This window comes from Cyclobacterium sp., assembly GCF_014762705.1.
In the GTDB taxonomy this organism is placed as follows: domain Bacteria; phylum Bacteroidota; class Bacteroidia; order Cytophagales; family Cyclobacteriaceae; genus Cyclobacterium.
Genome location: NZ_JABURL010000106.1, coordinates 36,060 through 58,185 on the forward strand (window position 1 = coordinate 36,060; position 22,126 = coordinate 58,185).

Here is a 22,126-nt window from a genome sequence, read left to right on the forward strand (position 1 = left end):
TACTGAATTCCATTCCTTTGAAAAACCAGTACAATTTAAAGGCTAAAGTGGATCAGACCTTTTTTGACGAATGGTTTTTAAGTATTATTTTTTATTGGTATTATTACATAAACAGCTTTTTAAGACCGATGGATAACCTAAATTATCTTATTGTCATTACTTACGGACTCAGAGAGTCATCTTTAACCCGAAAGGAGGTTTGGACAGATTTACTTTTACTTTGCCAGGATCATACCGATTTTGACTATTCTTTTTTGGTAGAAGAGGAATTTCCGTTTGAGTACAAGGGCTGGTTATTTGAAAAGCTGCCGGTGAATAAAAGAGTTAGGAGTTAGAGTCGTTTTTAGTTTTGATTGTGTAATTATTCGTCTATATTTGGGTATGGCGACCCTTAAAAACGTAATTGTTCTCCAAAAAGAAGGAAACGAAGAATTCTGGTCTGGTCTGAAACTTTTGTGTCAGTACCATCCGGAATTTTCCTATGAATACATTAAATCAAAGAAGTTTCCCTTTGAGTATAAGGGCTGGTATTTTCGAAAAGAGGTAGTAAATGGGTTGGCTAAGGAATTGGAGCGTTAAGTAATCATCTTTTTCAAATTAATTTTTAAAGGATTGAAGTGAAAGACGTTTTACTGAAATATATAAATTCGCCGAAGGCACCTTAAATTTTACGGGACTTTTCGTCCCGTTTTTTAACCCTACTCCCAGGCCCGAAGGGTTCCGCCCCGCGGTATGTTTCCGTTAAGGAGCTTTTAATATTTTTTGGCAGTGAGCGTTAGGCAACTACCTTTTACCATGCAACATTCGCAGAATGAGTTGGGGGCAGGTTGCAGGGTAAAAGCAGACAAACAACCTTATTTTCTCCCGGGTCCATCATACGATAGTAATGATAATTTTTTGAAGAAAAATACCGACGATAGGAGGGGACACGGGAGAAAATGCCGCTTCCAGCGCGGGAACCTACCTACTACCTAAGTAGTTTCCCAACATTAAAAAGTAATTACCTGATTAAATCATCCCTTCATCAGCAAAAGAATAATACCCATTATCTGTAATTATCAGGTGATCCAATACCGGGATTTCCAGCGTTTTACCTGAAGTTACCAGTTTTTTGGTTAGGGTAATATCTGCCTGTGAAGGTTTTAAATTCCCGCTTGGGTGGTTGTGAATTAATATAACAGCATTGGCCAGGTGGTCCAAAGCATGTTTAAAAATCAGTTTGGGGTCTGCAATGGTGGCAGAAGTCCCGCCCTGACTAATCAGTTTGTGGCAAATAACGTGATTACTGCGGTTAATAAGCAGAATATAGAAATACTCCACCACTTCATCCATTAAAAAGGGTCTGAAATAATCATAGGCATCGGTTGAGCTGCTTATTTTTACCTTTTTTTCCGGTGTCGCTATCCATCGCCTCCGGCCTATTTCAAAGGTAGACACAATGGCTGCGGCTTTACTGTGGCTGATGTATCTAATTTTCATTAGCTCTTTTGTGGATACTTTGGCAAGGTTTCCAAGATTGAAATTTGCAAGCCTTAAAATTTCCTTTGCGGTTTGCTCTGGCAGATTAAAGGCGGCGCTAATCAGCATGGTGTCGCTCATGGCTGCTTTGCCCTTTTCGTATAGGGTTTGGATTGGTTCTTTTAGTCTCATGATCAAATTACGGTGTCAAGATTTACGGATCGGATAAATTCTGCTTTGGGCTCTTCAACTTTTGAGGGTTGCGGCTTTGATATTTTCGTCTTACCGGCATTTACAACCTGTTTGTTGGAGAACAGATAGCAGATAGGGAAAAATCTATATTCGTCTTCCTCCGGTGCTTTCTGCCCTTTTTGCTGGGCTTCCTTGGCTCGCTGCTTGCCGATGGGTTGCCCCCATACCAAAAAGGCTTTGGATCCTTTTCTTATAGTAGCTCCTTGTTCCTTCCACTGTTTAAAGGTGTTGAATTCTTCGGCTCCTTCGGTGTCGTACATGTGATTTATTAGCATATAATTTACGGTACGGGAGGCCCAAAAAAGGGCCTCATTTTCAGTTTCTGCTCCTTCTGCCATATCGTCTCTGATTTCCTTGGCTTCGTTGCTTAGGGCTATGAGCTGCGCCCTTTTGGGGTTCATTTGCTTTTCCATGTTTAAGCGTTGATTAAGGTTTGCAATTCGTTTCTTTTCTCGTTGATTTTGCCAATTGCGAAGTTTAAAACCTCTCCGATTAGCTTGGGATTTTGGATTTTTAAAACCTCCTGTTCACTTCCGTAACTGGTGGGCTTGTAGGTAATTTTCAAAAAATGACGTTCGGTCAAAAATTCGTCTTCCTCCTGGTCTTTCTGGATATCCTCCCCCACCTTCAAAAGGCTATCGGCGTATTGATCCAAGAGGGAAAGGCGTTTAATCATTTCCTGCTTCTCCTGAAAAAATTTGATTTTTTCTTCCAGGCTCTGGGGCTGTTGGCTTAGCTGAGTTTCCAGCTTTTTAATTTGTGCTTTCAGTTGCTCCACTTCGTTTTTTCCGGTGGGCTGTGTTGTTGTTTTTTTCGTCTGTTCTTTCATGATTTTAAAGGTTATATCTGTGTGTTTGTATATATAAATATAACTCTTATTTTATATATTACCAATCTATAAAAACCTGTATATAAGTAGGTTAATATTATTTCTTACGATTGAATAGACAGACCTAAAGCAGGGAAGCCAGAAAAAAAATTTACCCCATTTTTCAGGTAAAAAGGCCGAATAAGGGCTGAAAACGGCTAAAAATAGCCTCTATTTACGGCTAAAAATTATTTTTCTATTTGTTTTTCAGGTGGTTAACGTTTTGATTACTTTTTGCAAAAGTCATTCAGTCAGAATTGACCCCGACTCCGCCCTCCTTTGTATTTGCAATTGCAAAAAGGCATTTTGAAATGGATATATGATAGGCAGCCCCCCGCACCCCCAAAAAATCCCACCAATTAACCAGTGCGACCCCAGGAGCACACCATATTTTTTTCTATTTTTGAAGTGCTAAAACATCAAACAATATGAAAATTGAATTTAAATTTGGTCGGAGTCGGGTGTCCGTGAGGCCCCGGGGGTTTATTAAGCAAATGTTTGATGTACCCAGCAGCTCCGGCCACCATATACTAATACCATGGCTAAAACATCAAACACATTCTACCTTGTCTATGAAATCAAAAGCATAGATAAAGATCAACTGAAAAAGTTGGTAGCTGAATTAAAATCCACCACAGGAATGATTCCATTTAAGGTGATGGATTACCAGCATAACCCGATTAAGATTTAGTGCATTCACAAGCCCGGGCACTTCACCCGGGTTTTTTTTTGCTTAGGGATCGAAATGGATAGCCCGGAGCCTTGGAATAAGGCGAAGACTTGCAATGAAGAGCCCGGTTCCGTATGGAAAAGCCCCTTCCCTTGTGCTTTATTTACCCCACCCACCCCCATAGCTTAGTAAGAAAATGCTACTGCTGTGGAAGATGCCATAATCAAAAAAGAATTCGTCCGACGGATATTGAAAGAGGAAGCCTCTCGGTTGGAAAGAAACCAGGGGCTTCAAATGAGAAAGATCCTTCATTTTCATACTGGTACCCTGGAGAAAGAGAGAGACTTTAATATCCATCAGGAAGCAGGTCTGGATGGGAAACTTACTTTTAAGCACAAAGCCTACGAGCGTTTTCTGGATCTCAAAAAGAAGCCCCAACTAAAACGAGGAAGACGGATCAAAAGGAAAAACTACCCCATTCACAACAAATTTGTATTCGGCCACTACTATGTGATTGCCAATAGGCTCATGGTAGACTTTACCAATGACGTAGCAGCAGGGCTTAAACGAGAAATGGAGAGATAACCATGGCCAAGAAACTCAGAGACGAAGATTTGATTTTAAATATCGTGGTCAATGGTGACCGGGGTAAAAAGGAAATTGGTGAACTGGAGAGAGCGGTAAAGGATACCAATGCCGAATTACGTGCGCTGGAACGGGAAGAAAAAAAGCTTCGCAGATCCGGTAAGCAAAATACCGAACAGTACAAAGCAGTAACTGATGCAATCAAGCAGAAAAATAATGCCTTGAACATTGCCGAATCCAGATTAAAGGTTCTTCGTTCTCAAATCGATGTAAATAAAATGTCCCTGGTAGATCTCAGGCGGGAAATGAACAGGGTGCGACGATTGCGCGATCTTGCAGCCCCCCACACAGAGCAATGGCGAAAGCATGACGAAAGGCTAAAAGAAGTCACAACCCGTTACCAGGAGCTGGATGGGCGAGCCAGGGCAACCGGATCCTCCCTGCAGCGGATGGCTGGCAGGTTTAATCACTACATCGGAGTACTAACAGCTGGATTTGCCACCATGTTTGCGGCGGTTTCCGGCATCAGGAAGACCATCAACGATTTCGCCGAGTTTGATGATAAGCTGGCTGATGTGATGAAAACCACCAACATGACCAAAGAGGAGGTCAGGGAGCTAAATGAGGAACTTAAAAAAATCGACACACGAACATCTCAAAATGACCTGTTGGGTTTATCTCGGGTTGCAGGTAAATTGGGTATCCAGGGAAAGGAAGACATCCTGGGTTTTGTCCGGGCATCCGATCAGATCGGCGTAGCCCTTTCAGAAGACCTGGGAGGGGATGTAGAAGCAGCGATTACCCAGGTCGGAAAATTAGTTGATATCTTTAAAATAGATGAAGATGTTCCACTAGAGGAAGCTTTATTAAAAGTAGGATCAGCCATTAATGAGCTAGGAATGGCATCTACTGCGAACGAGGGGTATATCGTTGAATTCACCAGGCGAATGGCTGGCGTTGGCCCCCTGGCTAATGTTTCCATTAACGATTTGATGGGAATGGCAGCTACTTTGGATAGCCTGGGACAAACGTCCGAGGTAAGCACCACGGCACTTTCAAAGCTATTCCTGGAAATGGCAAAAAATTCTGATGTATTTGCCAAATATGCTTCCATGGATGCCTCCGGTTTCAGGGAGTTGCTCAATAGTGATGCAAACGAGGCATTTTTACGTGTTCTGGAAGGGGTTAAAAATAATGCTGATGGATTGACCAACCTAGCAGACACCCTAGGGGATTTGGGCCAGGACGGCGGCCGTGTCATCGGTGTGCTGGGATCACTGGCCAACAATACCGGAAAACTGCGCCAACAGCAGGAATTATCCAACCAGGCATTTGAGAGAGGTACTAGTCTTACCGAGGAATTTGGTATCAAGAATGAGACTGCCCAGGCTCAATTGGAGAAAGCCAGGAAAGGTCTTCAAAATATGGTAGTCGAGTTGGGGGAGAAGCTGATGCCTGTGATGACGGTAAGCACCAACGGGTTTACCTATTTCGTCCGTATTTTAACGGTTCTCTTTGATTTTATTCAGGACAATTGGAAGCTGATCACCACGCTAACCGCTGCTATTGTTGGCTATAATGCAGCCATTTTCATCACCAATTCCAGAATGCAAGCCTTTACCCTTTTGGCAAAACTCAAGGTTTTTTGGGACAATGCCATGAGGGCTTCTGCTTTGCTTGCCGCTGCGGCCCAGGCATTGTTTACCGGTAATATTGGCCGGGCGTCTGCAGCTATGAGGGTGTTTAATTTGGTAGTAAGGGCAAACCCACTTGGTATATTGGTTTCCGTGTTGGCCGCAGTTGGCGTTGCGGTATATCAATATTCCAAAAACCTTACAGCTGCAGAAAGGGCTCAAAAGGCTCTTAATAAAGTAAGCGAGGATGCCAGGGAATCCATTGTTGATGAGAAAATCAAAATGGAAAGGCTCCTGGCTGTGGCAAGGGACAAAACCCAATCTGATGAAAATCGCCAAAAAGCGATAAAGGCACTCAATGACCTTTCTCCTAAATATCTTGGTGCCTTGGATCTGGAAACAATTCAAACTGAAAAAGCCACCAAGGCTGCTGAAAACTACATCAAGGCACTATTAAAGGAAGCTAAGGTAAAAGCTGCGAACCGAAGGCTTGAAGAAATTGCTCAGGAGCGGCAAGATCTGGTGAAAAATGCATCTGACATTCCGTTTTTCAGTATGGACAATGTAAAAGCTGCGATAGTGGGTAGGGGCAATGTGATTGCTTCCAGAGTGGCTGAGGAAGCCAAAGCGCTTAAAGCTGAAGAAGAGGCATTGACCAAAATACTTAAAGAAAATGCCGATGATATCGTGGCCACCATCACCGGTAATGCTCCCGGAACAAGTACGCCGGGACCGAATTCCGGAGAATCATCCTCAACATCACCGTCTTCCTCATCATCTTCTTCCCAAAACGACAAACTTGCCAACGAACTCCAAAAACAAGCTGAATACCGGCAAAAAGTCCTGGAAGGCCAAATGTCTCTCATCGAGCAGGAACGCCTGGCTTACCAAAAACGCCTGCAAGAAGCCGGGATATTTGGAAAGCAGCGGGAGGACATGACCAAGGAAGAAATCCGTGTAAAAGAAGCTCTTGAAAAAGAGCATTACGCCAACCTCAATCAACTCGATGCCGATGCCCTGAAAACATCCATCGAGCAGAAACAGACCGCTTTCAATCAGGAATTACAGGAGCTCAGGATTGCCCACAATGAGCAATACAAGGAAATCAAATCCCTGGAAGAAGCCCGGGCTTTCCTCAGAGACGATCTTTCCGCTGAAGCACTTGCCGGCCTGCGAAACATGCGCCAGGCACAACAGGAAATTGATAAAAAATTCAGAAGGGAAGAGGAAGCTTTGGTGAAGGCACATTTGCAAGATCTTCAAAGTGAACTGAGGGCCGTCCTGGAGACTGGCCAATGGGAGGGCCTGGATCTGTCAGATCGGATTCTTTCTGACGAAGAAAGGGAAACCATCAATGCCCGCCTGGCAGAGGTCCGGCAGCAACTCAGCGAACTTGGCTTGGGTACCGGTACCGAAATAGCCGAAGACCGGGGCATGCGTCGATCCAATGTCGATGTGCTTGGTTTCACTCCGGATGATTGGGAAACGTTTTTTTCCAACCTCAGGCAGGGGGCGGTTTCCATGGATGGGTTGCTCATGGCCACTCAGTCACTGGGTCAGGTTTGGTCCCAGTACAATGCCATGCGAACGGCCGGAGAGCAAAGAGAGCTGCAGCAGTTCGAAATGGCTAACCAACAAAAGGAAGCTGCCCTGAAAAAAAGACTTGAAAACGGGGTAATTACCCAGGAGCAATACAATCAACAGGTAGATCGGCTCAATGCCGAACTGGACAAAAAGAGGGCGGTATATGAGCGTAACAGAGCGAAGCGTGAGCGCAACGTTGCGCTTATGTCCGCCATCGTCAATACCGCTGCCGGCGTGGCCAAATCTCTGCCAAACCTGGTGTTGGCTGCAGCTGTGGGTTTGATGGGTGGTCTGCAGATCGCTACCATCAAAAAAGAACCCTTACCGGAGATCCCGGGAGCGGAAAAGGGAGGTTACGCAAATGTGGTTAGGAAACAAGATAAAAGAATGTTTCGGTCCAGAGGCTTTGCAGGTCCGGGCTATGTCGATGATCCGCGTATCCTGGTAGCAGAAAGCGGACGTGAGTTCGTGGCCAGTAACGAGGCCTACGAAAATCCAACCATTCGGCCAGTCCTGGATGCCATCGATACGGCTCAAAAGAACGGTACCATTTCGAGCATCAACCTGGAAAAAGTCATGGCCAGGCGAATGGAAATGTTCAACATGCCCGGCAGGCAAAAAGGTGGATACGCCACTGATCAGGGCAGCACTCCCGCTCCCCGCCCCGTTACCGACAACGAAACCAAAGAACTGATCAGGCAAAATAACCAGTTGATGTCCGATCTGAGAAGTGAAATCCAAAAAGGAATCCGGGCAGAAGTCAGCCTGTTGGGCCGACGTGGATTTTACGAAGCAGAAAAAGACTATAAGAAAATCGAACAAAACATAAACCTGTAACCGATGCTTAAAATGCTGCTGCAGGGGGTGCCGGTCAATTACCCTCAGGATATATCTCTAAATCTCATATATGAGAATCCCTTCTTTTTCAATGATCGGATTCCTTCCAATCATTCACTTAATTTCTCAGTTCCTGCCACCAATCATAATCTGAAGCTGTTCAACCGGCCTGACAGAATGAACAGCTTTAATTCCTTCAGAGAGTATGACGGTTTTGAAATTTATTTTGGCACCGTCCGGATACTTACCGGGGTGCTGGTAGTACAGGAATTTGAGCGGGACATCAAGTGCTTTTTTCGTGGATCAGTGATCACCGATGGCATGAAGTCACCCCTATTTCAGTTACCAATGACCTATTACGGATTTGGTACGCAGACCGGTTCGAATAACCTATTTGATCCCGACTATTGGGCTTCGGATTACCGGGAACTCATTTGGCCTACGCTTTTCAATAACTCCGATTTTTGCGCGCCCGTTATGCGAATTGCAGACGAACCCTGGCCATACCTGAATGATCCTAATGATATACCAAAAAATGCGGGAAACTTTGCCACGCTCAAACAATACATCAACTTTTTCAATGCCAGGGAGGAAAATTACGTGCTGTATGGTTCAAGCTCTCCGGTACATACCGTGGTCTTTCCCTTCCCCAGGGCGAGGTATATCTTTGAGGCCTTTTTTGATGGCAGGCTGGATGTGAATCCTTTCGCCAGCGGAGAACTTGAAAAAATTGTGCTATCCAGTACCTACCATCCCAGGTATAACGAATCGCTGCTTTCCATCCGGAGAGGTATTCTCCTGGACGGTTACAGCTCCGGAGGTGAAGCACCGGACAATTTCTTTTACCTGAATTCCTTTCTCCCAAGTCTGCCGGCAAATGAGCTGGTCAGGGAATTATTGAAGTTGGTCGCAGCCACCATGTTCCCGGCAGGCAATGGGTTTAGTATTCGCACCAATGCCGATATTCTGAGCGATCCGGGACAAGTCAATTGGGATGCCAAAAGGATCAACTTACTTACCATTGGTAAGCGGGAGGGAGAAAGCTACGCCTACGGTTACGGGCAGGCTATTGAGGGCATCGAAGAGTTCAACGGCGTTGAGGTAGACCATGTGTCGGATTTATACAATTACTTGGTACCCTCAGAAGGGGAAATTGACGTTTATGTCCGGGACACCAAAGAGCTTTGGACAAAGCGGCTTCGCGAAAAGGCAGATCCCCAGGATCCACAGCGTTACCTTTTTGATTTGAAAGGCACAGGCCTTGGTGCGGCACCTTCAGAGGATCAGGCAGGCTTTGACATGAAACCCAACCTGGAGCCAGTCCGGATGGGAATCCATGAATACTGGCATGAAGACAGTAATGGCAGTGGGATAGAGCTGGGAAGCTGGTATGTACCTGAGTTTAAGGGCAATCGCCTGGCACGGCCTGAGCGTCCTCAAATCGGCTTATTTCATGGAGTCCGGGAAAGCTTCAGTACCTTATCCGGATCTGAGAATTCTCCCAACCTTTATCCCTTAATGACTCCCCATAATTATGATGCGCATGGCAATCGGCTGGGAGATCTTTCCCTGGAATGGGAAGGACCTGACGGCTTGCTTGCCAACTTCCACAGTTCATACAGCGATTACATTGCTCAGGAAAAGCGGTATGTCAGAGGTCTATTTTTGTTGAAAGCCCTGGATTTGAAAAACATGGATTTAAGCAGGAAGGTGTTTCTAAAGGGGATGAACTTTTTTATTGAGCGCATCAATATCACCATCCGGCAAAATAAGATTGAGCCAGCCCAGGTAGATCTGGTCCAGGCAGATCTGTAGCTGTCCTTTATCCGCTCCCAACTGTCAAGTAATTTGGGTAAAAATTATTTGACAGACATGGCAGATGCTATCAAATTGAACAGCCTCATGAATGCTCACCTGCTCCACAGATCAGCGGAAATCATCATTGACATTTTTGACAAGAGCAAATGGGCACTGCTGTTTACTCCGGTCTTTGTTTTTTTTCAGACCTACATTTTTAACGATTACGATTATCTCAAATGGCTCGTGGTCCTCATTGCCCTGGACACAGCACTGGGCTTTGGCCTGGCCATCAGTCGCCGTGAGATCGATAAGGATCGTTTTGGCGATATCCTGATTAAGATCATCGTCTACAGCTCCTGCCTTATCGTGGGCCACGTACTGGAAAACTTCACCGTCTCCGGAGACACTATTCCCGGAGGCAATTACATGAAGCTGCTGATCTACGTGGCCATTATCATCAAAGAAGCCATTTCTGTTCTGGACAATGCCGGCAAGATATCCAAAAAGCTGGTCCCGAAATTTATCCTTGAGCGCCTGAAAGGATTTGACGAAACAGGCGATTTCAAAAACTTCAAAGACCCTTCTAAACCCAACCATGATGAACAAAAATAGCCTCTCTATGATCCGGGATGTGCAATCCCCAAATGACACCAGAGGCCGGCTATTCGTGCTTGATGAAAATGGTGCCATTGTCTTTTTCTGTTTTACTCTGGAGCTTCCCTGGAAAGACAATCAGCAGAACATTTCCTGCATTCCTGAAGGGCGGTATAAAGTCAAAAAACGGTCAAGCCAAAAGTATGGCAACCATCTTCATATTCTCGATGTACCGGGGCGCAGTTGGATCCTTATCCATGAGGCGAATTTCGTTTCTCAGCTTCGTGGCTGCATAGCGATTGGGAAGGCCAGGGCGGACATCAATGGCGACGGCCTGGAGGACGTGACCGAATCGGTTAAGACCAAACATGCATTACTGGAGCTACTGCCCGATGAAACTGAAATTGTCATTCGGTCATGAGGGTATTTCTAATTATAGTGGTCATATCGCTGGGTTGCAACACCCAGAAGAAATTCAGTCGCAGCACCTCTGATCAGGAGCTGAATTACACCTACCAAACCATACAGACCGATGAAAAAGACCTTGAAAAAACAATTACACTTGATGAATCAGCCATCACCAGAAGTGTATCCGGATCCTTTATTGAGATTGTCCCCCGGGGAGCTTTCCGAATTTCAGCGGATGGCAGCTTTGAGGGCGAAGCATCTCAGGTTAGGATCCATCGTAGGGATACCACCCAAAGCAGTGAAACCAGAAAGCTAAACCAGAAGGAAACCGATCAGAGACGCTCCGGATCATTTACCAGCGAAGACCTGCAGGATAGCAGTTCTACCACTGACGAAGAAAAAGAAGTCAGCCGTACCCCTAATTTCTTCCTTTGGATAGGGATAGCCCTGGGTATACTGGTCCTGATCCTAGGCTTGAGATTTCTCTCAAAATTCAAATTATTCTAAATGGCCATCACCATCACACAGGTACCTCCCGCATTATGCTATGCCGGTAATCTTCCGGATATTATCGTCACCACAGATGATCCGGGACATGATTTCTCTATTACTATCGCCGGGGATCTTCTTTTGGAAGAATATTACACCGCCGATGCTGATGGAAATATCACCATTCCTCTTCGGGTACTGCTGGAAGAGCAGCTTTCCCTGCAGGTGCCGGACACGAACTTGTTTTCCCAATCCGAAGCTGTAAAGGATGTAGCATGTCTCCTGGGAAATGAAGGCATAGATTTCCGGATGGTTAAAGGCGGTGTAGACCGGAAGGATTTTAATACCTCGGATTTCCTTACTCTAAACTGGCTCACCTGGCAGCCACAGGTAAAGCAGGTAAAATACCGGGATCCGGAATACCTTTCCTACTATGCACAAGAGCAGGTAACCGTAAAAGTAAAGGCCTTTTTCCAGGATGGAACAGATAGTACTGTAGATGCCTATGTATTGCAGGCAGGGAATCTTTATACCCTAAATGTCACCTTCGAACAGATTCACAGCCTATTTCCGAAGCAGCCTATATATTTCGATACCTGGATTGCTTCTGCAGATGGAGAGAATACCTGGCGGCAACGATACGTGTTAACAGACCAGGTCTTTGAATTTGACGACCTGTTTGTGTTTGAAAACACCCTTGGAGGTATCGACACCATTCGGTTCACCGGTCAAAAGACACTGCTCAATAAACAACAATTCGATACCGGAATTTTTTATGATGAATACGAGCTTGAGTTTGATATCAATCCGGACAAGGCGTATGAAAAAAATACTGGATTTTTCCGGAGTCGCCGGCAACTGTTTTGGTCACAGGATTTTTTCTCCAGTATGCAAAAGTACCTGGTACGCGGGGCAGAGCTCCGGCGGATCCTAACCAGGGAGCCACAGTTTGAGGCGGCCAGGTATGACCTGATTGCTTTTGATTTTCAGTTTGTATTTACCCGGCAGGTGGAGTATCTGGATTGGATATCGGATGAGCCGCTGGATCTCCTGGTGATCATCGGTCCTGATCAGGAGCCGTACTACCTGGTGCCTCGCATGTGGATCTTCCCGGAACTGGAAGATCCTACCGATGCCATTTTCCCGGTGCAGGTACCTGGCCAACAGGAATGGAAAGGCCTTACTTTTCAAACCATATTGGAATACCTGAGAAACGAATTGGAGATTCCTGCAGATGACAGGATCATTGAATCTGGGGTTTTTGAAATGACCGACAGCACTTCGGGAACGCTTACAGGTGCCTCCTGGGTAAGAAATGGAGTAATATATAATTACACTGGTCCGGTGGTATTGGTAGGCACCCCAGATGCGCCCGACAGCCGGTTTGATGTGATCTATACCCTGCCTTCCAATTCGGTAGGCTATCAGGAGGGTGTGCCATCTGAAGATCCTGTGGTTCCGAATCCGCCTGCAGGTGAATTGGTATTGCATGAGATCCTTCGGTTAAATACTGGTGAAAACATCATTTCTCCCCAAAATCCGGAGGCCCCAGAGACCAAAAATGAAGCGGGTAAATATGAATTGTATGCTGAAGTTTGGCGGCAAAATGTCCAGCCAAACACCTACTACGATTTCAAGATCGCTTACATTGGCTGGGCCTCTGATTACAGCACAAATCGGCAGCGCCCGCTGAATGGGTTCCTGATGGTAAATTTCGTTACCAATACAGTCAATAGCACAATTGATTGGGGTCGAACCCATCTATTGACTGTGGACATCGCCCCAAGGGGAGGGGATTTTGTATTGGTGCAGTTGGCCGCTCCCGAAGTTGCCATTTATGTCAAAAAGACCGCCTTCTACCAAACCCTGACTTTTGATTTTGCAGGTCCTAAATCCAAGACCGTTGCTGATTCCAGCCTTCGAAATGGACAGGGCTATGGAGAACTACCTGCAGGAGTCAGATGGACAAGCCGCAACCAATTGGATTATGTACCTAGCTCCGGAGGTAGCATTCGTTTTGATTGTAATAGAGCTTATGGCTATGATGGTACCCCATTATCTGGAAATATGGTCATCGCTACGGCATACGCAAATAGTGGCTGCATGGCGAAAGTCCTGAACAATCGAAGTACTATGCCATCTATTTCAGTGCCCTCCGGAGTCGTGCTACACCATGCTGGAGGTAACCATGTTGCCTCGGAAATCAATGAATACCTGTTCATTTGTCACAAAGACAACAATGGCGAAGTGGTCAGAGTAAGTTACACCATCACCCAAGATCAATCCATATGACAGCTATTCAGTTTTTTGGAAGGGTAGACCCGAAGATGCGATTCATTGGACCAGAATTTACAGGATCAGCCAAAACCATGGGGATGGCTTTGGCCGGGAATGGATGCTTGTACTGTTGTCCCTTTCACCACCCTAGAGTTTTGAAAATAGATCCGGAAAATGCCACCGTTACCGAAATTGGACCTGAATATATAGGGTTTAGTAAGTGGTGGGGGATATGTTCCCATTCAAATGGAAAATTGTATTGTGCGCCAAACGCCAGATTAACCTATCTGGAAATAGATCCGGCTACGGATACGATGACGGAAATCAATTCGGTATATGATCTTGCCAGGGGCATTTCCTTTCATCCCAACGGGAAGTTGTACAGTTGGAGATCCGGAGGAGGCGGTGACTCCGACAGAAACCAGCTTATTGAATTTGATCCGATTAGTCTTCAGATTAATCTCGTTGGGGAAAGCGATCTTAGTAATGTACCGGGAGGTTTTTTCAGAACCACTATTTTGGGAAAAGACAACAGAATCTATAATTCGGTAGGAAACAAGCGTAGAATTTACAGGTACGATCCCGCTTCTGATACTACGGAAATCTTTAATACGGAAGACATCGGGGGGAATAATTCCCATTGGGGAATGTGTCTGGCGGCAGACAACGAAAACATTTATTACGCAAATCACATCGATGGCAATATGCTTACCTGGTATGATACCAATGGAGTGAAAGGGGTAGCATCCGGGTATCAGGCCTATTCCCCCGGAGCCAACAATTTTGCTATCACCCCGGCACCTGATGGTAATCTTTTCTGTGCACCGGCAAATAGCCCCTTTGTCATCCGTCACAAAACGATAGATGGAATCGATTCTCCATTTGGATTTAATATGGGGACGACCGGTGAAAAGTATACTTCTATAAAATGTGCAGGAAATGGTAAACTCTACCTGGCACCCTATAATATGCCAAGAGTTTTAGAAATCTATGGGATTGGAGAATTCACTTCTTTCAGCCAGGTGTACGGATTTGACCCAATTACTAACGAGCCAACAATTTATATGAGAGGATTATGAACGAAGAACTTTACTCAGAGCAAAAAATCCAGCACAGGCATTCGAATTACCTGATCCGTCTGGAGCATGAGAAGCTGGAAATTGACCAGGATCTGGAAATGACCGCCTCGATTCGTCTGGTATTTTATACCAAAGACGAAGCAGGGGAGATTGACCGGCCGGTACTTGATGTGATCAGAGAGGATACCAGCCTGACGGAATCACAAAAAAGGAATGATCTGGAAATGTTCCGGACCAGAGTTTGGAAGAGTTCCACCCGTGGCTCTATGGTGCTTCCCACTACAGGTGAGCTTGTCTACCCAGATGAATATGGAAATTATCCCGAGGGAGCCATCACACAGCTGCAGTATTGGCAAAGTTTGCCGGCAACCGCTTTCCCTGGCGAGACTCTGGCCGAAAAGGTTTATAGTGCGCTGCTGGTAAACATGCAGGAAATATACGATTTGCAGAATATCTGAACTTGCGAACTACTCAACAAGAAACTTCATTTCTTCTCGTAATCTATCGTCATCGACGTGGGTATATTCCAAAGTTGTCGAAATTTTTTCATGCCCCATGAGCTTTTGCAATACTTCAACATGCCCTCCCCTTCTCAGGAACTGCGTTGCAAACGTATGCCTGGCTACATGTGTAGTTAAATTTTTCCGGATGCCAGCATTTGCAGCAATTTCTTTTAAGGTTCGGTTGGTCACCTGGTCACTGACTGTTTCAAACAAATACCCTTTTTCGGTTAGGATGTAAGCAAAATGTTCATCTCGAAGGGGGATTTTAATCGTCTTCTCAGTTTTACGGGTTTTATAAGGGACGATAATTAGTAAATCATCATGAATATCTGACCACTTGGCACGTTTGATGTCAGAAAATCTTAGACCTGAAATACAGGAAAAAAGAAAATGACAAAGCACCCGTTTATGGTGTTCTGGAATATGGTCTTCGTTGTAATAAATTTTGAGCTTCTCAATTTCCTCCGGCTTCAAATAAACCTTTCTCCCGGGATACTTTGGCATTGAAAATTGGCTGATTGAATCGATATTCACAGAAATCCCCGCTGCATAGGCTCTCCTTACATATGTGGTCATGGTTTTCAGAATTCGCCAGGTGGATGAAAGCTTTAGTCCCTCGTGTTTAATCAACCAAGCTTTGAAGGTTTCTAAAAATTCCTTGTTGATCTCAGAAAATGGGATTTCGGATTTAAACGATTTGATTTTCCTTAGTCCCGAAAGCTCATTTTTATACGTTTGCTTTTCGATCATAAAGGCATTGAACCGGTCTTCAATGTCATTTTCTGCCCAGATTATAAAATCCTTCCTTGCACCGTACCGCTTCAAGTCCTTATGAAACTGCTCAATAGATAGCTCCATGTCCGAATGCCGGTAGAACATAAAAATATCATTGATTTTAGCTATCTCCTTATTCACCAAAAGGTTGTAATCATTCGCCAGTTGGTCTTTCTTTTTTCGGGGTAAAAACACACCAGCTTTGGTATCAAAAAATTCCACTGGCCATGAAATCTTCAATGAGATCGTGGTTTTTTTCGAATTGATAATTACCTGGAGATAAACAGGAGCAAAACCATCAGAATTGACTCGGTCAATTTTTATCCTACAATAAACGGAGGTTCTCATACCTCCGATGTTAGGGTGAAAAAAGGGAGAAATGCTACTTGCAAAAGTAGCCTTAATAGCCTGTTTGGGCATGTCGTGTGAAATTTGTGTGAAACAAAAATCCACGTTTGCGCGACGTATTGGCCGATTTTGCCAAAATTTGTACCAGGAGCGGGAATCGAACCCGCACGGCCTAATGGCCACAAGATTTTAAGTCTTGCGTGTCTACCTATTCCACCATCCCGGCATGTATAGAAAGTCCAAAGTTAGGTAAAATCCCGGATTTTACCTTTACCAAACACCCCCTAAATAAGAAAGCCCTGAATCAGGGCTTTTCTTGGAGCGAAAGACGAGATTCGAACTCGCGACCCCGACCTTGGCAAGGTCGTGCTCTACCAGCTGAGCTACTTTCGCTGATCATTATATAAAACACGAAAAGTCTTTTCTTACCGTATTTGTGAGTGCAAATTTACGCTATAATTTCTATTCTCCAATAATCCACAGGAAATTTTTACGCCATAAAACCTAGCCCCCTGAGCCTAAAGCCACTAGCCTATTCCAAAATTTTTTTGACCTCATTCAGTTTCAGCAAGGCCTCTACCGGAGAAATGGTATTGATATCCAGGGATTCCAGCAAATCCCTGGCCTCCTTAAACTTGGGGTCGATCTCAAAAAGACTCAATTGATAATTGTTTTTCGGCATATCCTTCATCTTTTCCTGATGCTGCTGCAACTGCTTGTCCTTTTCCAGGTACTTCATGATCTCCGCTGCCCGCAACACTACCGGATTGGGCATGCCGGCCATCTGGGCCACATGAATACCAAAACTGTGCTCACTCCCCCCTTTTTCCAGCTTTCGCATAAATATCACTTTGTTTCCTACCTCCCGCACAGAAACATTGAAATTCTTTACTTTGGGAAAATCATCGGCCAGCTGATTCAGTTCATGGTAATGCGTAGCAAACAGGGTTTTGGCCTTGCACCTGGGGTGGTTGTGCAGGTATTCCACAATCGACCAGGCAATGGAAATACCATCGTAGGTAGAAGTACCCCTTCCGATTTCATCCATCAGCACCAGGCTCCGGTCGGATAAATTGTTTAAAATACTGGCTGTCTCAGTCATCTCTACCATAAAGGTAGATTCTCCCTTGGACAGGTTATCGGAGGCACCTACCCGGGTAAAAACCTTATCCACCATGCCTATGCGCGCAAAAGAAGCGGGCACAAAACTACCCATCTGCGCCATCAGGACAATCAGGGCTGTCTGCCGCAACAATGCAGATTTCCCTGCCATATTGGGTCCCGTGATGATGATGACCTGCTGGGAAGAATTGTCCAGGTAAATGTCATTGGGCACATATTCCTCTCCAATTGGCAGCTGCTTTTCGATTACCGGATGACGGCCATCTCTGATTTCTATCGATTCAGCGTCGGTAATCTTGGGGGCACAGTAGTTGTTTTCCGCAGCTACTTCGGCAAAACTCAATAAGCAGTCGAGTGCCGCCAGCACCCGGGCATTCTGCTGGATCTGAACCACATAGTCTCCCGCATCCTGTACCAGCAGCTGGAAATACTTTTGCTCCAGTGCCACCAGCCTCTCCTCCGCATGCAGGATTTTTTCTTCATAGGTTTTCAGTTCCTCGGTAATGTATCGCTCGGCATTGACGAGGGTCTGCTTGCGGATCCACTCTGCCGGCACCTTGTCCTTGTGGGTATTGCTTACCTCCAGGTAATAACCAAAAACCTTGTTGAAGGCCACTTTCAGGGAACTGATCCCTGTCCGTTGCACCTCTCTTTGCTGAATCTGCACCAGGTAGTCCTTACCGGAATTGGCCAGTTTGCGGTATTCATCCAGATCGGCATCTACCCCATTTTTGATAATGCCCCCCTGATGAGTCAGCATGGGGGCATCTTCCATCAATTCCTTTTCAATTTTCTCCAGCAGGTAAGCACAGGTATTCAGCTGGTCAGCCAACTTCTTCAGGGAGCCATGTTTTTGTTTGCCCAGCAATTCCTTGATGGGAAGGGTACTTTTCAGGGCCTTTTTCAGGTGGTTCATTTCCCGGGGATTGATCCTGCCCACGGCCACTTTGGAGATCAGCCTTTCCAGGTCTCCTACATGCTTGAGATGGGAAAACAATTCCTCTCTCAGTTCCGCTTCCTGATAGAAAAAATCAACTGATTTTTGTCTTTCTACAATGGGTTCTTTTTCCTTTAAAGGAAGCACCAGCCATTTTTTCATCATTCTGCTACCCATAGGCGTCTGGGTCCTATCCAGAATCTGGATGAGGGGAATCCCCCCTTCCTGTTGTGAAAAAATCAATTCCAGGTTGCGGATGGTGAATTTATCCAGCCAGACATATTTCTCCTCCGCTATCCTGGATATAGAGGCAATATGCCTGACTTCCTTGTGCTCGGTTTCTTCCAGGTAATACAAAACGGCACCTGCAGCAATGGTGCCCAATACCATATTTTCTATGCCATATCCCTTCAGGTTATTGGTACCGAAATGATTGACTAGTTTCTCGTAAGTATACTCCTGTTGATACACCCAATCCTCACAATGAAAAGTCGTGAAATCATTTTTCAGCAAAGCCCCTGCGGCAGCCCGCGAGGCCTTGGAGTGGATCACTTCAGAGGGATTAAAACTTTGCAGCAGTTTTTCTATATAGGATTGGTTGCCCTGGGCACACATGAACTCCCCTGTAGAGAGATCCAGGAAGGCGATTCCAAGTTGCTCTCCCTCAAAATGAATGCTGGCCAAAAAATTATTCCTTCTCTTGTCCAGTACATTGTCATTGTAGGCAAGTCCGGGGGTAACCAGTTCCGTCACACCCCTTTTCACAATACCTTTTACCTCCCTGGGATCCTCCAGTTGGTCGCAAATGGCCACCCTGTTTCCAGCCCGCACCAATTTGGGCAAATAGGCATCCAGCGAATGATGGGGAAATCCTGCCAACTCGATATGCGAGGCCGATCCGTTGGCCCTTTTGGTGAGCACAATATCCAGGATTTTGCTGGCCTTGATGGCATCTTCTCCAAAAGTTTCATAAAAGTCCCCTACCCTGAAAAGCAATATCGCTCCGGGATGTTTTGCCTTGATGGCATTGTACTGTTTCATCAAAGGGGTTTCTTTCACTGCTGGTTTAGCCATGTGAGCATCGTGTTTTGTAAAATAAATCCTGAATTTACCGCTTCCTTAGGATAAACAAAAATAAGGTAAAAAATTAGGGCTTTCTAATTTTTCAGCCAGCACTTATCTTTACATTTTCAAACCCTGTTGAAATATGAAAAAACTTAGTTTAGATGAACTCAACCGGCTATCTGTTGAGGCATTTAAAAAAGCCGATAAAAACCCAATTGTATTGGTTTTGGACAATGTACGCAGCCTGAACAATGTTGGTGCTGCTTTCCGCACAGGAGATGCCTTCCGGGTCGAGAAAATATTCCTCTGTGGCATCACCGGTACCCCACCGCACCGGGACATTCACAAAACGGCCCTGGGCGCTACCGAATCCGTGGCCTGGGAATACCGGGAAAACACCCTTGAGCTGATCAGGGATCTCCGTCACGACGGCTATCAGGTCTGCGTGCTGGAGCAGGCATCTCACAGCATCCCCTTAAACCGCTTTCAGCCAAAGCCCGGACAGCCATATGCCCTTGTTTTTGGGAATGAGGTCTTTGGTGTACATGAGGATGTGGTGCTTGCTGCCGATCATGTGTTGGAAATCCCCCAGCTGGGTACCAAGCATTCCCTCAATATCTCTGTCACTATAGGTATTGCCTTGTGGGACCTGGTCTGCAAAACCGAGGGCTTGGAAAAGTAAATTTAGTTTATCCAAAAAATAATGGATAATCTACAAGAACTTTGCCTTAAATGGTCCGTTTAAAATCGAAGAAACCATACCTAAACACAATTAGATCGATGAAAACTTTTCTTTCTGTTATGGCTGTTTTTTGTTTTGCCTGTATACTCAGCAGCTGTAAAACCCGGCAATCCCTTCCTACAGGAGATACCAGTGCCAATTCCCTGGATTGGGAAGGTACCTATGAAGGCATCCTCCCCTGTGCAGATTGTGAGGGAATTGCCACTTCCATCAGTCTTGACCGGGAAGGGAAATACCTCAAAGTAATCCGTTATATGGGAGAAAGAGAGGAGGAATTCCGGCAGGAAGGCCGTTTTGAATGGAATCCTGAGGGCAATACCATCACCTTATCCGGCATGGACGATGCGCCAAATCAATACCTGGTTGGAGAAAACCAACTTTTTCACCTGGACATGGAGGGGAAAAGAATAACCGGAGATCTGGCAAATTCCTACGTGTTGAAAAAAGTAGTTGCCAAAACAGACCATCCTTTGCTCAACACCAATTGGATGCTGACATACATGGAGAAATTTCCGGAAGAAGACTGGACTCCTGGAGAAATCTTTGTTTTTCTGGAGGAAGAAAGCAACCGCTTGCATGGTTATGGCGGCTGCAATAATTTTTTCGGCGTATACGAACTAAAAACCGAAAACCAGCTGGAGCTTGGAAAGATTGGCAGGACCCAAAAATATTGTCGGGATGAAATGCAGGCAGAAAATTTCTTTTTCGCCTATCTTGAACAAGTGCGAAACTACCAGTTGAAGGGGGATACATTGGAGTTGCGGGATGAGGGAAATGAATTGCTGCTTACATTTTCAAAAGCCTCCGGAAAAAAATAAAATTTTCCGACTTCTTTAGGAAATCTAAATTAAATCAGCTAATTTTTTAGTCTTAAAACAAGCTGCTAATGAAATACTTATTCTTATCAGGATTGTTCCTGGTACTTGCTGCCTGCCAGTCCAAGGAAAACAAATCCGGGGCCGGAAATCAGTTTACTCTTCAAATGGACACAGTGATGGTCCACCCGGGAGAGGAAATCCTTTTTCTAAACTCTCGGCTGTACCATGCCAAGCTGACTCCTGACAAAAAATACCTCTATAACTTTAATTATCAGGAATACAGCATCGAAAAGATCGATCTGGATGAGCTGAAATTTGTCAGCAAAATTACCCTTGACAAGGAAGGGCCAAATGGGTTGGGAGCCTACTTCCGGACACTGGAACTTATAGGGGAGGACCGTTTTTTATTTTGCAGTTACGGGCAGGACAATATCATAAATGACCAGGGCAAAAAGTTGGAGCAGTTTGAATTTGCCAAAATGGGTTCGGATGAAGAAAAGCTGGATGAACGCGATAATTTCCTGATCCCGCTGAGTATTGACGAAAAAGCCAGGCGCTTTGCGGGAATAGTGACCAACTGGGAAAAGAAAACCGCCAAACTGGTGTTAATTGACCGGGAGCAGAACCAAATAACCAGCTTTGCTGCCCCGGAAATCGAAAAGGCCTCAAAATTTGAAATCATGCTCAACGATGGGGAAATGAGAATGGGACTGGGCACGACCCGGTTTGGAAAGGTAGAAAATGGCAAGTTAATTTTCGGAACCGGGGTGGGGCATGAGCTTTATGTACTGGATCCGGAGGCTGAAGAATTCCGCCTGGTAAGCTATGCCAGTGAACTCCTTCCTCCGGAAAAGAGCGGGGATTACCCTGCAGAGGTCAGCAGTCAAAACGAAATGCGGGTCATTCACGAGAAAATTCAATCTGACATTAATTTTGCCGCTCCGGTTTGGGACGAAAAAAAGCAGGTTTATTATCGATTGGCTTTCCGGATGGAGTTTGACGACTCACAGCCCATTCCTGAAGGGAGTTTTATGCGGGAAACCAGTGGAGCGAATGTCTACCTGACTGTTTTGGACAAGGATTTCAATCCGCTTAGCGAAGGGCAACTTACCGCCATGAACAATTATCCGCCTTTTCATTTTGCCAAAGACGGTAAGCTATGGCTATTTGAAAATCTGGAGGATGAAATGGGATTTGTCCGGATGGATATTTCCTGGTAAAAACTGCCAAGTTTCCGAAGACCTCAAAGGTTAAATTGACCCTGACCTTTGGTTTCAAATTC

The 22,126-nt window shown here is 45.2% G+C and carries 20 protein-coding genes and 2 tRNA genes; 15 read left to right on the plus strand and 7 right to left on the minus strand.

Going from position 1 to position 22,126, the window contains the following annotated elements:
• Positions 1-128 precede the first annotated feature (128 nt).
• Together HUJ21_RS20725 and HUJ21_RS20730 are read left to right on the plus strand one after the other, a co-directional pair.
• Positions 129-335, plus strand: coding sequence for a hypothetical protein (locus tag HUJ21_RS20725; RefSeq protein ID WP_291372517.1), 207 nt, complete (start codon positions 129-131; stop codon positions 333-335).
• 46 nt (positions 336-381) lie between these two features.
• Entirely contained in the window at positions 382-579 is a 198-nt protein-coding gene (locus HUJ21_RS20730) for a hypothetical protein (protein ID WP_291372518.1), read from the plus strand.
• Between the two features lie 429 nt (positions 580-1,008).
• On the opposite strand, the gene radC is transcribed toward HUJ21_RS20730, so the two are convergent.
• From radC to HUJ21_RS20745, 3 genes are read right to left on the minus strand one after another with little or no spacing between them, the layout of a single operon-like run.
• Complete coding sequence (gene radC / locus HUJ21_RS20735) at positions 1,009-1,650, minus strand: DNA repair protein RadC (protein WP_291372519.1); 642 nt, start codon at positions 1,648-1,650, stop codon at positions 1,009-1,011.
• Between the two features lie 2 nt (positions 1,651-1,652).
• The gene (locus HUJ21_RS20740) at positions 1,653-2,123 is read right to left on the minus strand and encodes an ArdC family protein (protein ID WP_291372521.1); all 471 of its coding nucleotides are present in this window, start codon (positions 2,121-2,123) and stop codon (positions 1,653-1,655) included.
• A gap of 2 nt (positions 2,124-2,125) precedes the next feature.
• The gene (locus HUJ21_RS20745; RefSeq protein WP_291372523.1) at positions 2,126-2,539 is read right to left on the minus strand and encodes a hypothetical protein; all 414 of its coding nucleotides are present in this window, start codon (positions 2,537-2,539) and stop codon (positions 2,126-2,128) included.
• A gap of 577 nt (positions 2,540-3,116) precedes the next feature.
• On the opposite strand from HUJ21_RS20745, the gene HUJ21_RS20750 reads away from it, so the two are divergent.
• The 10 genes from HUJ21_RS20750 to HUJ21_RS20795 all read left to right on the plus strand — a co-directional run bounded on the left by HUJ21_RS20750 (position 3,117) and on the right by HUJ21_RS20795 (position 14,993).
• Entirely contained in the window at positions 3,117-3,269 is a 153-nt protein-coding gene (locus tag HUJ21_RS20750; RefSeq protein WP_291372524.1) for a hypothetical protein, read from the plus strand.
• Positions 3,270-3,455: 186 nt separating this feature from the next.
• Positions 3,456-3,833 (plus strand): hypothetical protein, encoded by a 378-nt coding sequence (locus HUJ21_RS20755; RefSeq protein WP_291372526.1) that lies wholly within the window; start codon positions 3,456-3,458, stop codon positions 3,831-3,833.
• Between the two features lie 2 nt (positions 3,834-3,835).
• Entirely contained in the window at positions 3,836-7,888 is a 4,053-nt protein-coding gene (locus tag HUJ21_RS20760) for a phage tail tape measure protein (RefSeq protein ID WP_291372528.1), read from the plus strand.
• Positions 7,889-7,891: 3 nt separating this feature from the next.
• On the plus strand, positions 7,892-9,703 hold the full coding sequence (locus HUJ21_RS20765) for a hypothetical protein (protein ID WP_291372530.1): 1,812 nt from the start codon (positions 7,892-7,894) through the stop codon (positions 9,701-9,703).
• 57 nt (positions 9,704-9,760) lie between these two features.
• Entirely contained in the window at positions 9,761-10,300 is a 540-nt protein-coding gene (locus HUJ21_RS20770) for a phage holin family protein (RefSeq protein WP_291372531.1), read from the plus strand.
• Positions 10,284-10,703, plus strand: coding sequence for a DUF5675 family protein (locus tag HUJ21_RS20775; protein ID WP_291372532.1), 420 nt, complete (start codon positions 10,284-10,286; stop codon positions 10,701-10,703). The genes HUJ21_RS20770 and HUJ21_RS20775 overlap by 17 nt, the downstream gene beginning before the upstream one ends.
• Entirely contained in the window at positions 10,700-11,197 is a 498-nt protein-coding gene (locus HUJ21_RS20780) for a hypothetical protein (protein ID WP_291372534.1), read from the plus strand. The genes HUJ21_RS20775 and HUJ21_RS20780 overlap by 4 nt, the downstream gene beginning before the upstream one ends.
• Positions 11,198-13,471 carry a hypothetical protein gene (locus HUJ21_RS20785; protein WP_291372536.1) on the plus strand — a complete coding sequence of 758 codons (2,274 nt, stop codon included), beginning with the start codon at positions 11,198-11,200 and terminating at the stop codon, positions 13,469-13,471.
• Positions 13,468-14,535, plus strand: coding sequence for a hypothetical protein (locus HUJ21_RS20790; protein ID WP_291372537.1), 1,068 nt, complete (start codon positions 13,468-13,470; stop codon positions 14,533-14,535). Before HUJ21_RS20785 ends, HUJ21_RS20790 begins: the two co-directional genes overlap by 4 nt.
• On the plus strand, positions 14,532-14,993 hold the full coding sequence (locus HUJ21_RS20795; protein WP_291372538.1) for a hypothetical protein: 462 nt from the start codon (positions 14,532-14,534) through the stop codon (positions 14,991-14,993). Before HUJ21_RS20790 ends, HUJ21_RS20795 begins: the two co-directional genes overlap by 4 nt.
• 9 nt (positions 14,994-15,002) lie before the next feature.
• Here HUJ21_RS20795 and HUJ21_RS20800 read toward each other — a convergent pair whose 3' ends face one another.
• The 4 genes from HUJ21_RS20800 to mutS form a co-directional block, all read right to left on the minus strand.
• A complete protein-coding gene (locus tag HUJ21_RS20800; protein ID WP_366483775.1) occupies positions 15,003-16,232 on the minus strand; it encodes a tyrosine-type recombinase/integrase in 1,230 nt (409 codons plus the stop codon).
• A 70-nt stretch (positions 16,233-16,302) separates the two neighbouring features.
• Positions 16,303-16,386 (minus strand) — tRNA-Leu (locus HUJ21_RS20805).
• A 91-nt stretch (positions 16,387-16,477) separates the two neighbouring features.
• Positions 16,478-16,553 (minus strand) — tRNA-Gly (locus HUJ21_RS20810).
• Positions 16,554-16,692: 139 nt separating this feature from the next.
• On the minus strand, positions 16,693-19,293 hold the full coding sequence (gene mutS / locus HUJ21_RS20815) for a DNA mismatch repair protein MutS (protein WP_291372539.1): 2,601 nt from the start codon (positions 19,291-19,293) through the stop codon (positions 16,693-16,695).
• Positions 19,294-19,426: 133 nt separating this feature from the next.
• Here mutS and HUJ21_RS20820 point away from each other — a divergent pair, with 133 nt between their 5' ends.
• The 3 genes from HUJ21_RS20820 (at position 19,427) to HUJ21_RS20830 (ending at position 22,064) form a co-directional block, all read left to right on the plus strand.
• Positions 19,427-19,966: an RNA methyltransferase gene (locus tag HUJ21_RS20820; RefSeq protein ID WP_291372541.1), complete on the plus strand. Its 540-nt coding sequence runs from the start codon at positions 19,427-19,429 to the stop codon at positions 19,964-19,966.
• 98 nt (positions 19,967-20,064) lie between these two features.
• A complete protein-coding gene (locus tag HUJ21_RS20825; protein ID WP_291372542.1) occupies positions 20,065-20,844 on the plus strand; it encodes a copper resistance protein NlpE N-terminal domain-containing protein in 780 nt (259 codons plus the stop codon).
• Positions 20,845-20,912: 68 nt separating this feature from the next.
• A complete protein-coding gene (locus HUJ21_RS20830; RefSeq protein WP_291372543.1) occupies positions 20,913-22,064 on the plus strand; it encodes a DUF4221 family protein in 1,152 nt (383 codons plus the stop codon).
• Positions 22,065-22,126: the final 62 nt, after the last annotated feature.

What these genes read in the sequence shown, in the direction of transcription:
- HUJ21_RS20725 (WP_291372517.1), top strand. Translation starts at nt 129, where the DNA reads ATGGATAACCTAAATTATCTTATTGTCATTACTTACGGACTCAGAGAG.
- HUJ21_RS20730 (WP_291372518.1), top strand. Translation starts at nt 382, where the DNA reads ATGGCGACCCTTAAAAACGTAATTGTTCTCCAAAAAGAAGGAAACGAA.
- radC (WP_291372519.1), bottom strand. Translation starts at nt 1,650, where the DNA reads ATGAGACTAAAAGAACCAATCCAAACCCTATACGAAAAGGGCAAAGCA.
- HUJ21_RS20740 (WP_291372521.1), bottom strand. Translation starts at nt 2,123, where the DNA reads ATGGAAAAGCAAATGAACCCCAAAAGGGCGCAGCTCATAGCCCTAAGC.
- HUJ21_RS20745 (WP_291372523.1), bottom strand. Translation starts at nt 2,539, where the DNA reads ATGAAAGAACAGACGAAAAAAACAACAACACAGCCCACCGGAAAAAAC.
- HUJ21_RS20750 (WP_291372524.1), top strand. Translation starts at nt 3,117, where the DNA reads ATGGCTAAAACATCAAACACATTCTACCTTGTCTATGAAATCAAAAGC.
- HUJ21_RS20760 (WP_291372528.1), top strand. Translation starts at nt 3,836, where the DNA reads ATGGCCAAGAAACTCAGAGACGAAGATTTGATTTTAAATATCGTGGTC.
- HUJ21_RS20765 (WP_291372530.1), top strand. Translation starts at nt 7,892, where the DNA reads ATGCTTAAAATGCTGCTGCAGGGGGTGCCGGTCAATTACCCTCAGGAT.
- HUJ21_RS20770 (WP_291372531.1), top strand. Translation starts at nt 9,761, where the DNA reads ATGGCAGATGCTATCAAATTGAACAGCCTCATGAATGCTCACCTGCTC.
- HUJ21_RS20775 (WP_291372532.1), top strand. Translation starts at nt 10,284, where the DNA reads ATGATGAACAAAAATAGCCTCTCTATGATCCGGGATGTGCAATCCCCA.
- HUJ21_RS20780 (WP_291372534.1), top strand. Translation starts at nt 10,700, where the DNA reads ATGAGGGTATTTCTAATTATAGTGGTCATATCGCTGGGTTGCAACACC.
- HUJ21_RS20785 (WP_291372536.1), top strand. Translation starts at nt 11,198, where the DNA reads ATGGCCATCACCATCACACAGGTACCTCCCGCATTATGCTATGCCGGT.
- HUJ21_RS20790 (WP_291372537.1), top strand. Translation starts at nt 13,468, where the DNA reads ATGACAGCTATTCAGTTTTTTGGAAGGGTAGACCCGAAGATGCGATTC.
- HUJ21_RS20795 (WP_291372538.1), top strand. Translation starts at nt 14,532, where the DNA reads ATGAACGAAGAACTTTACTCAGAGCAAAAAATCCAGCACAGGCATTCG.
- HUJ21_RS20800 (WP_366483775.1), bottom strand. Translation starts at nt 16,232, where the DNA reads ATGCCCAAACAGGCTATTAAGGCTACTTTTGCAAGTAGCATTTCTCCC.
- mutS (WP_291372539.1), bottom strand. Translation starts at nt 19,293, where the DNA reads ATGGCTAAACCAGCAGTGAAAGAAACCCCTTTGATGAAACAGTACAAT.
- HUJ21_RS20820 (WP_291372541.1), top strand. Translation starts at nt 19,427, where the DNA reads ATGAAAAAACTTAGTTTAGATGAACTCAACCGGCTATCTGTTGAGGCA.
- HUJ21_RS20825 (WP_291372542.1), top strand. Translation starts at nt 20,065, where the DNA reads ATGAAAACTTTTCTTTCTGTTATGGCTGTTTTTTGTTTTGCCTGTATA.
- HUJ21_RS20830 (WP_291372543.1), top strand. Translation starts at nt 20,913, where the DNA reads ATGAAATACTTATTCTTATCAGGATTGTTCCTGGTACTTGCTGCCTGC.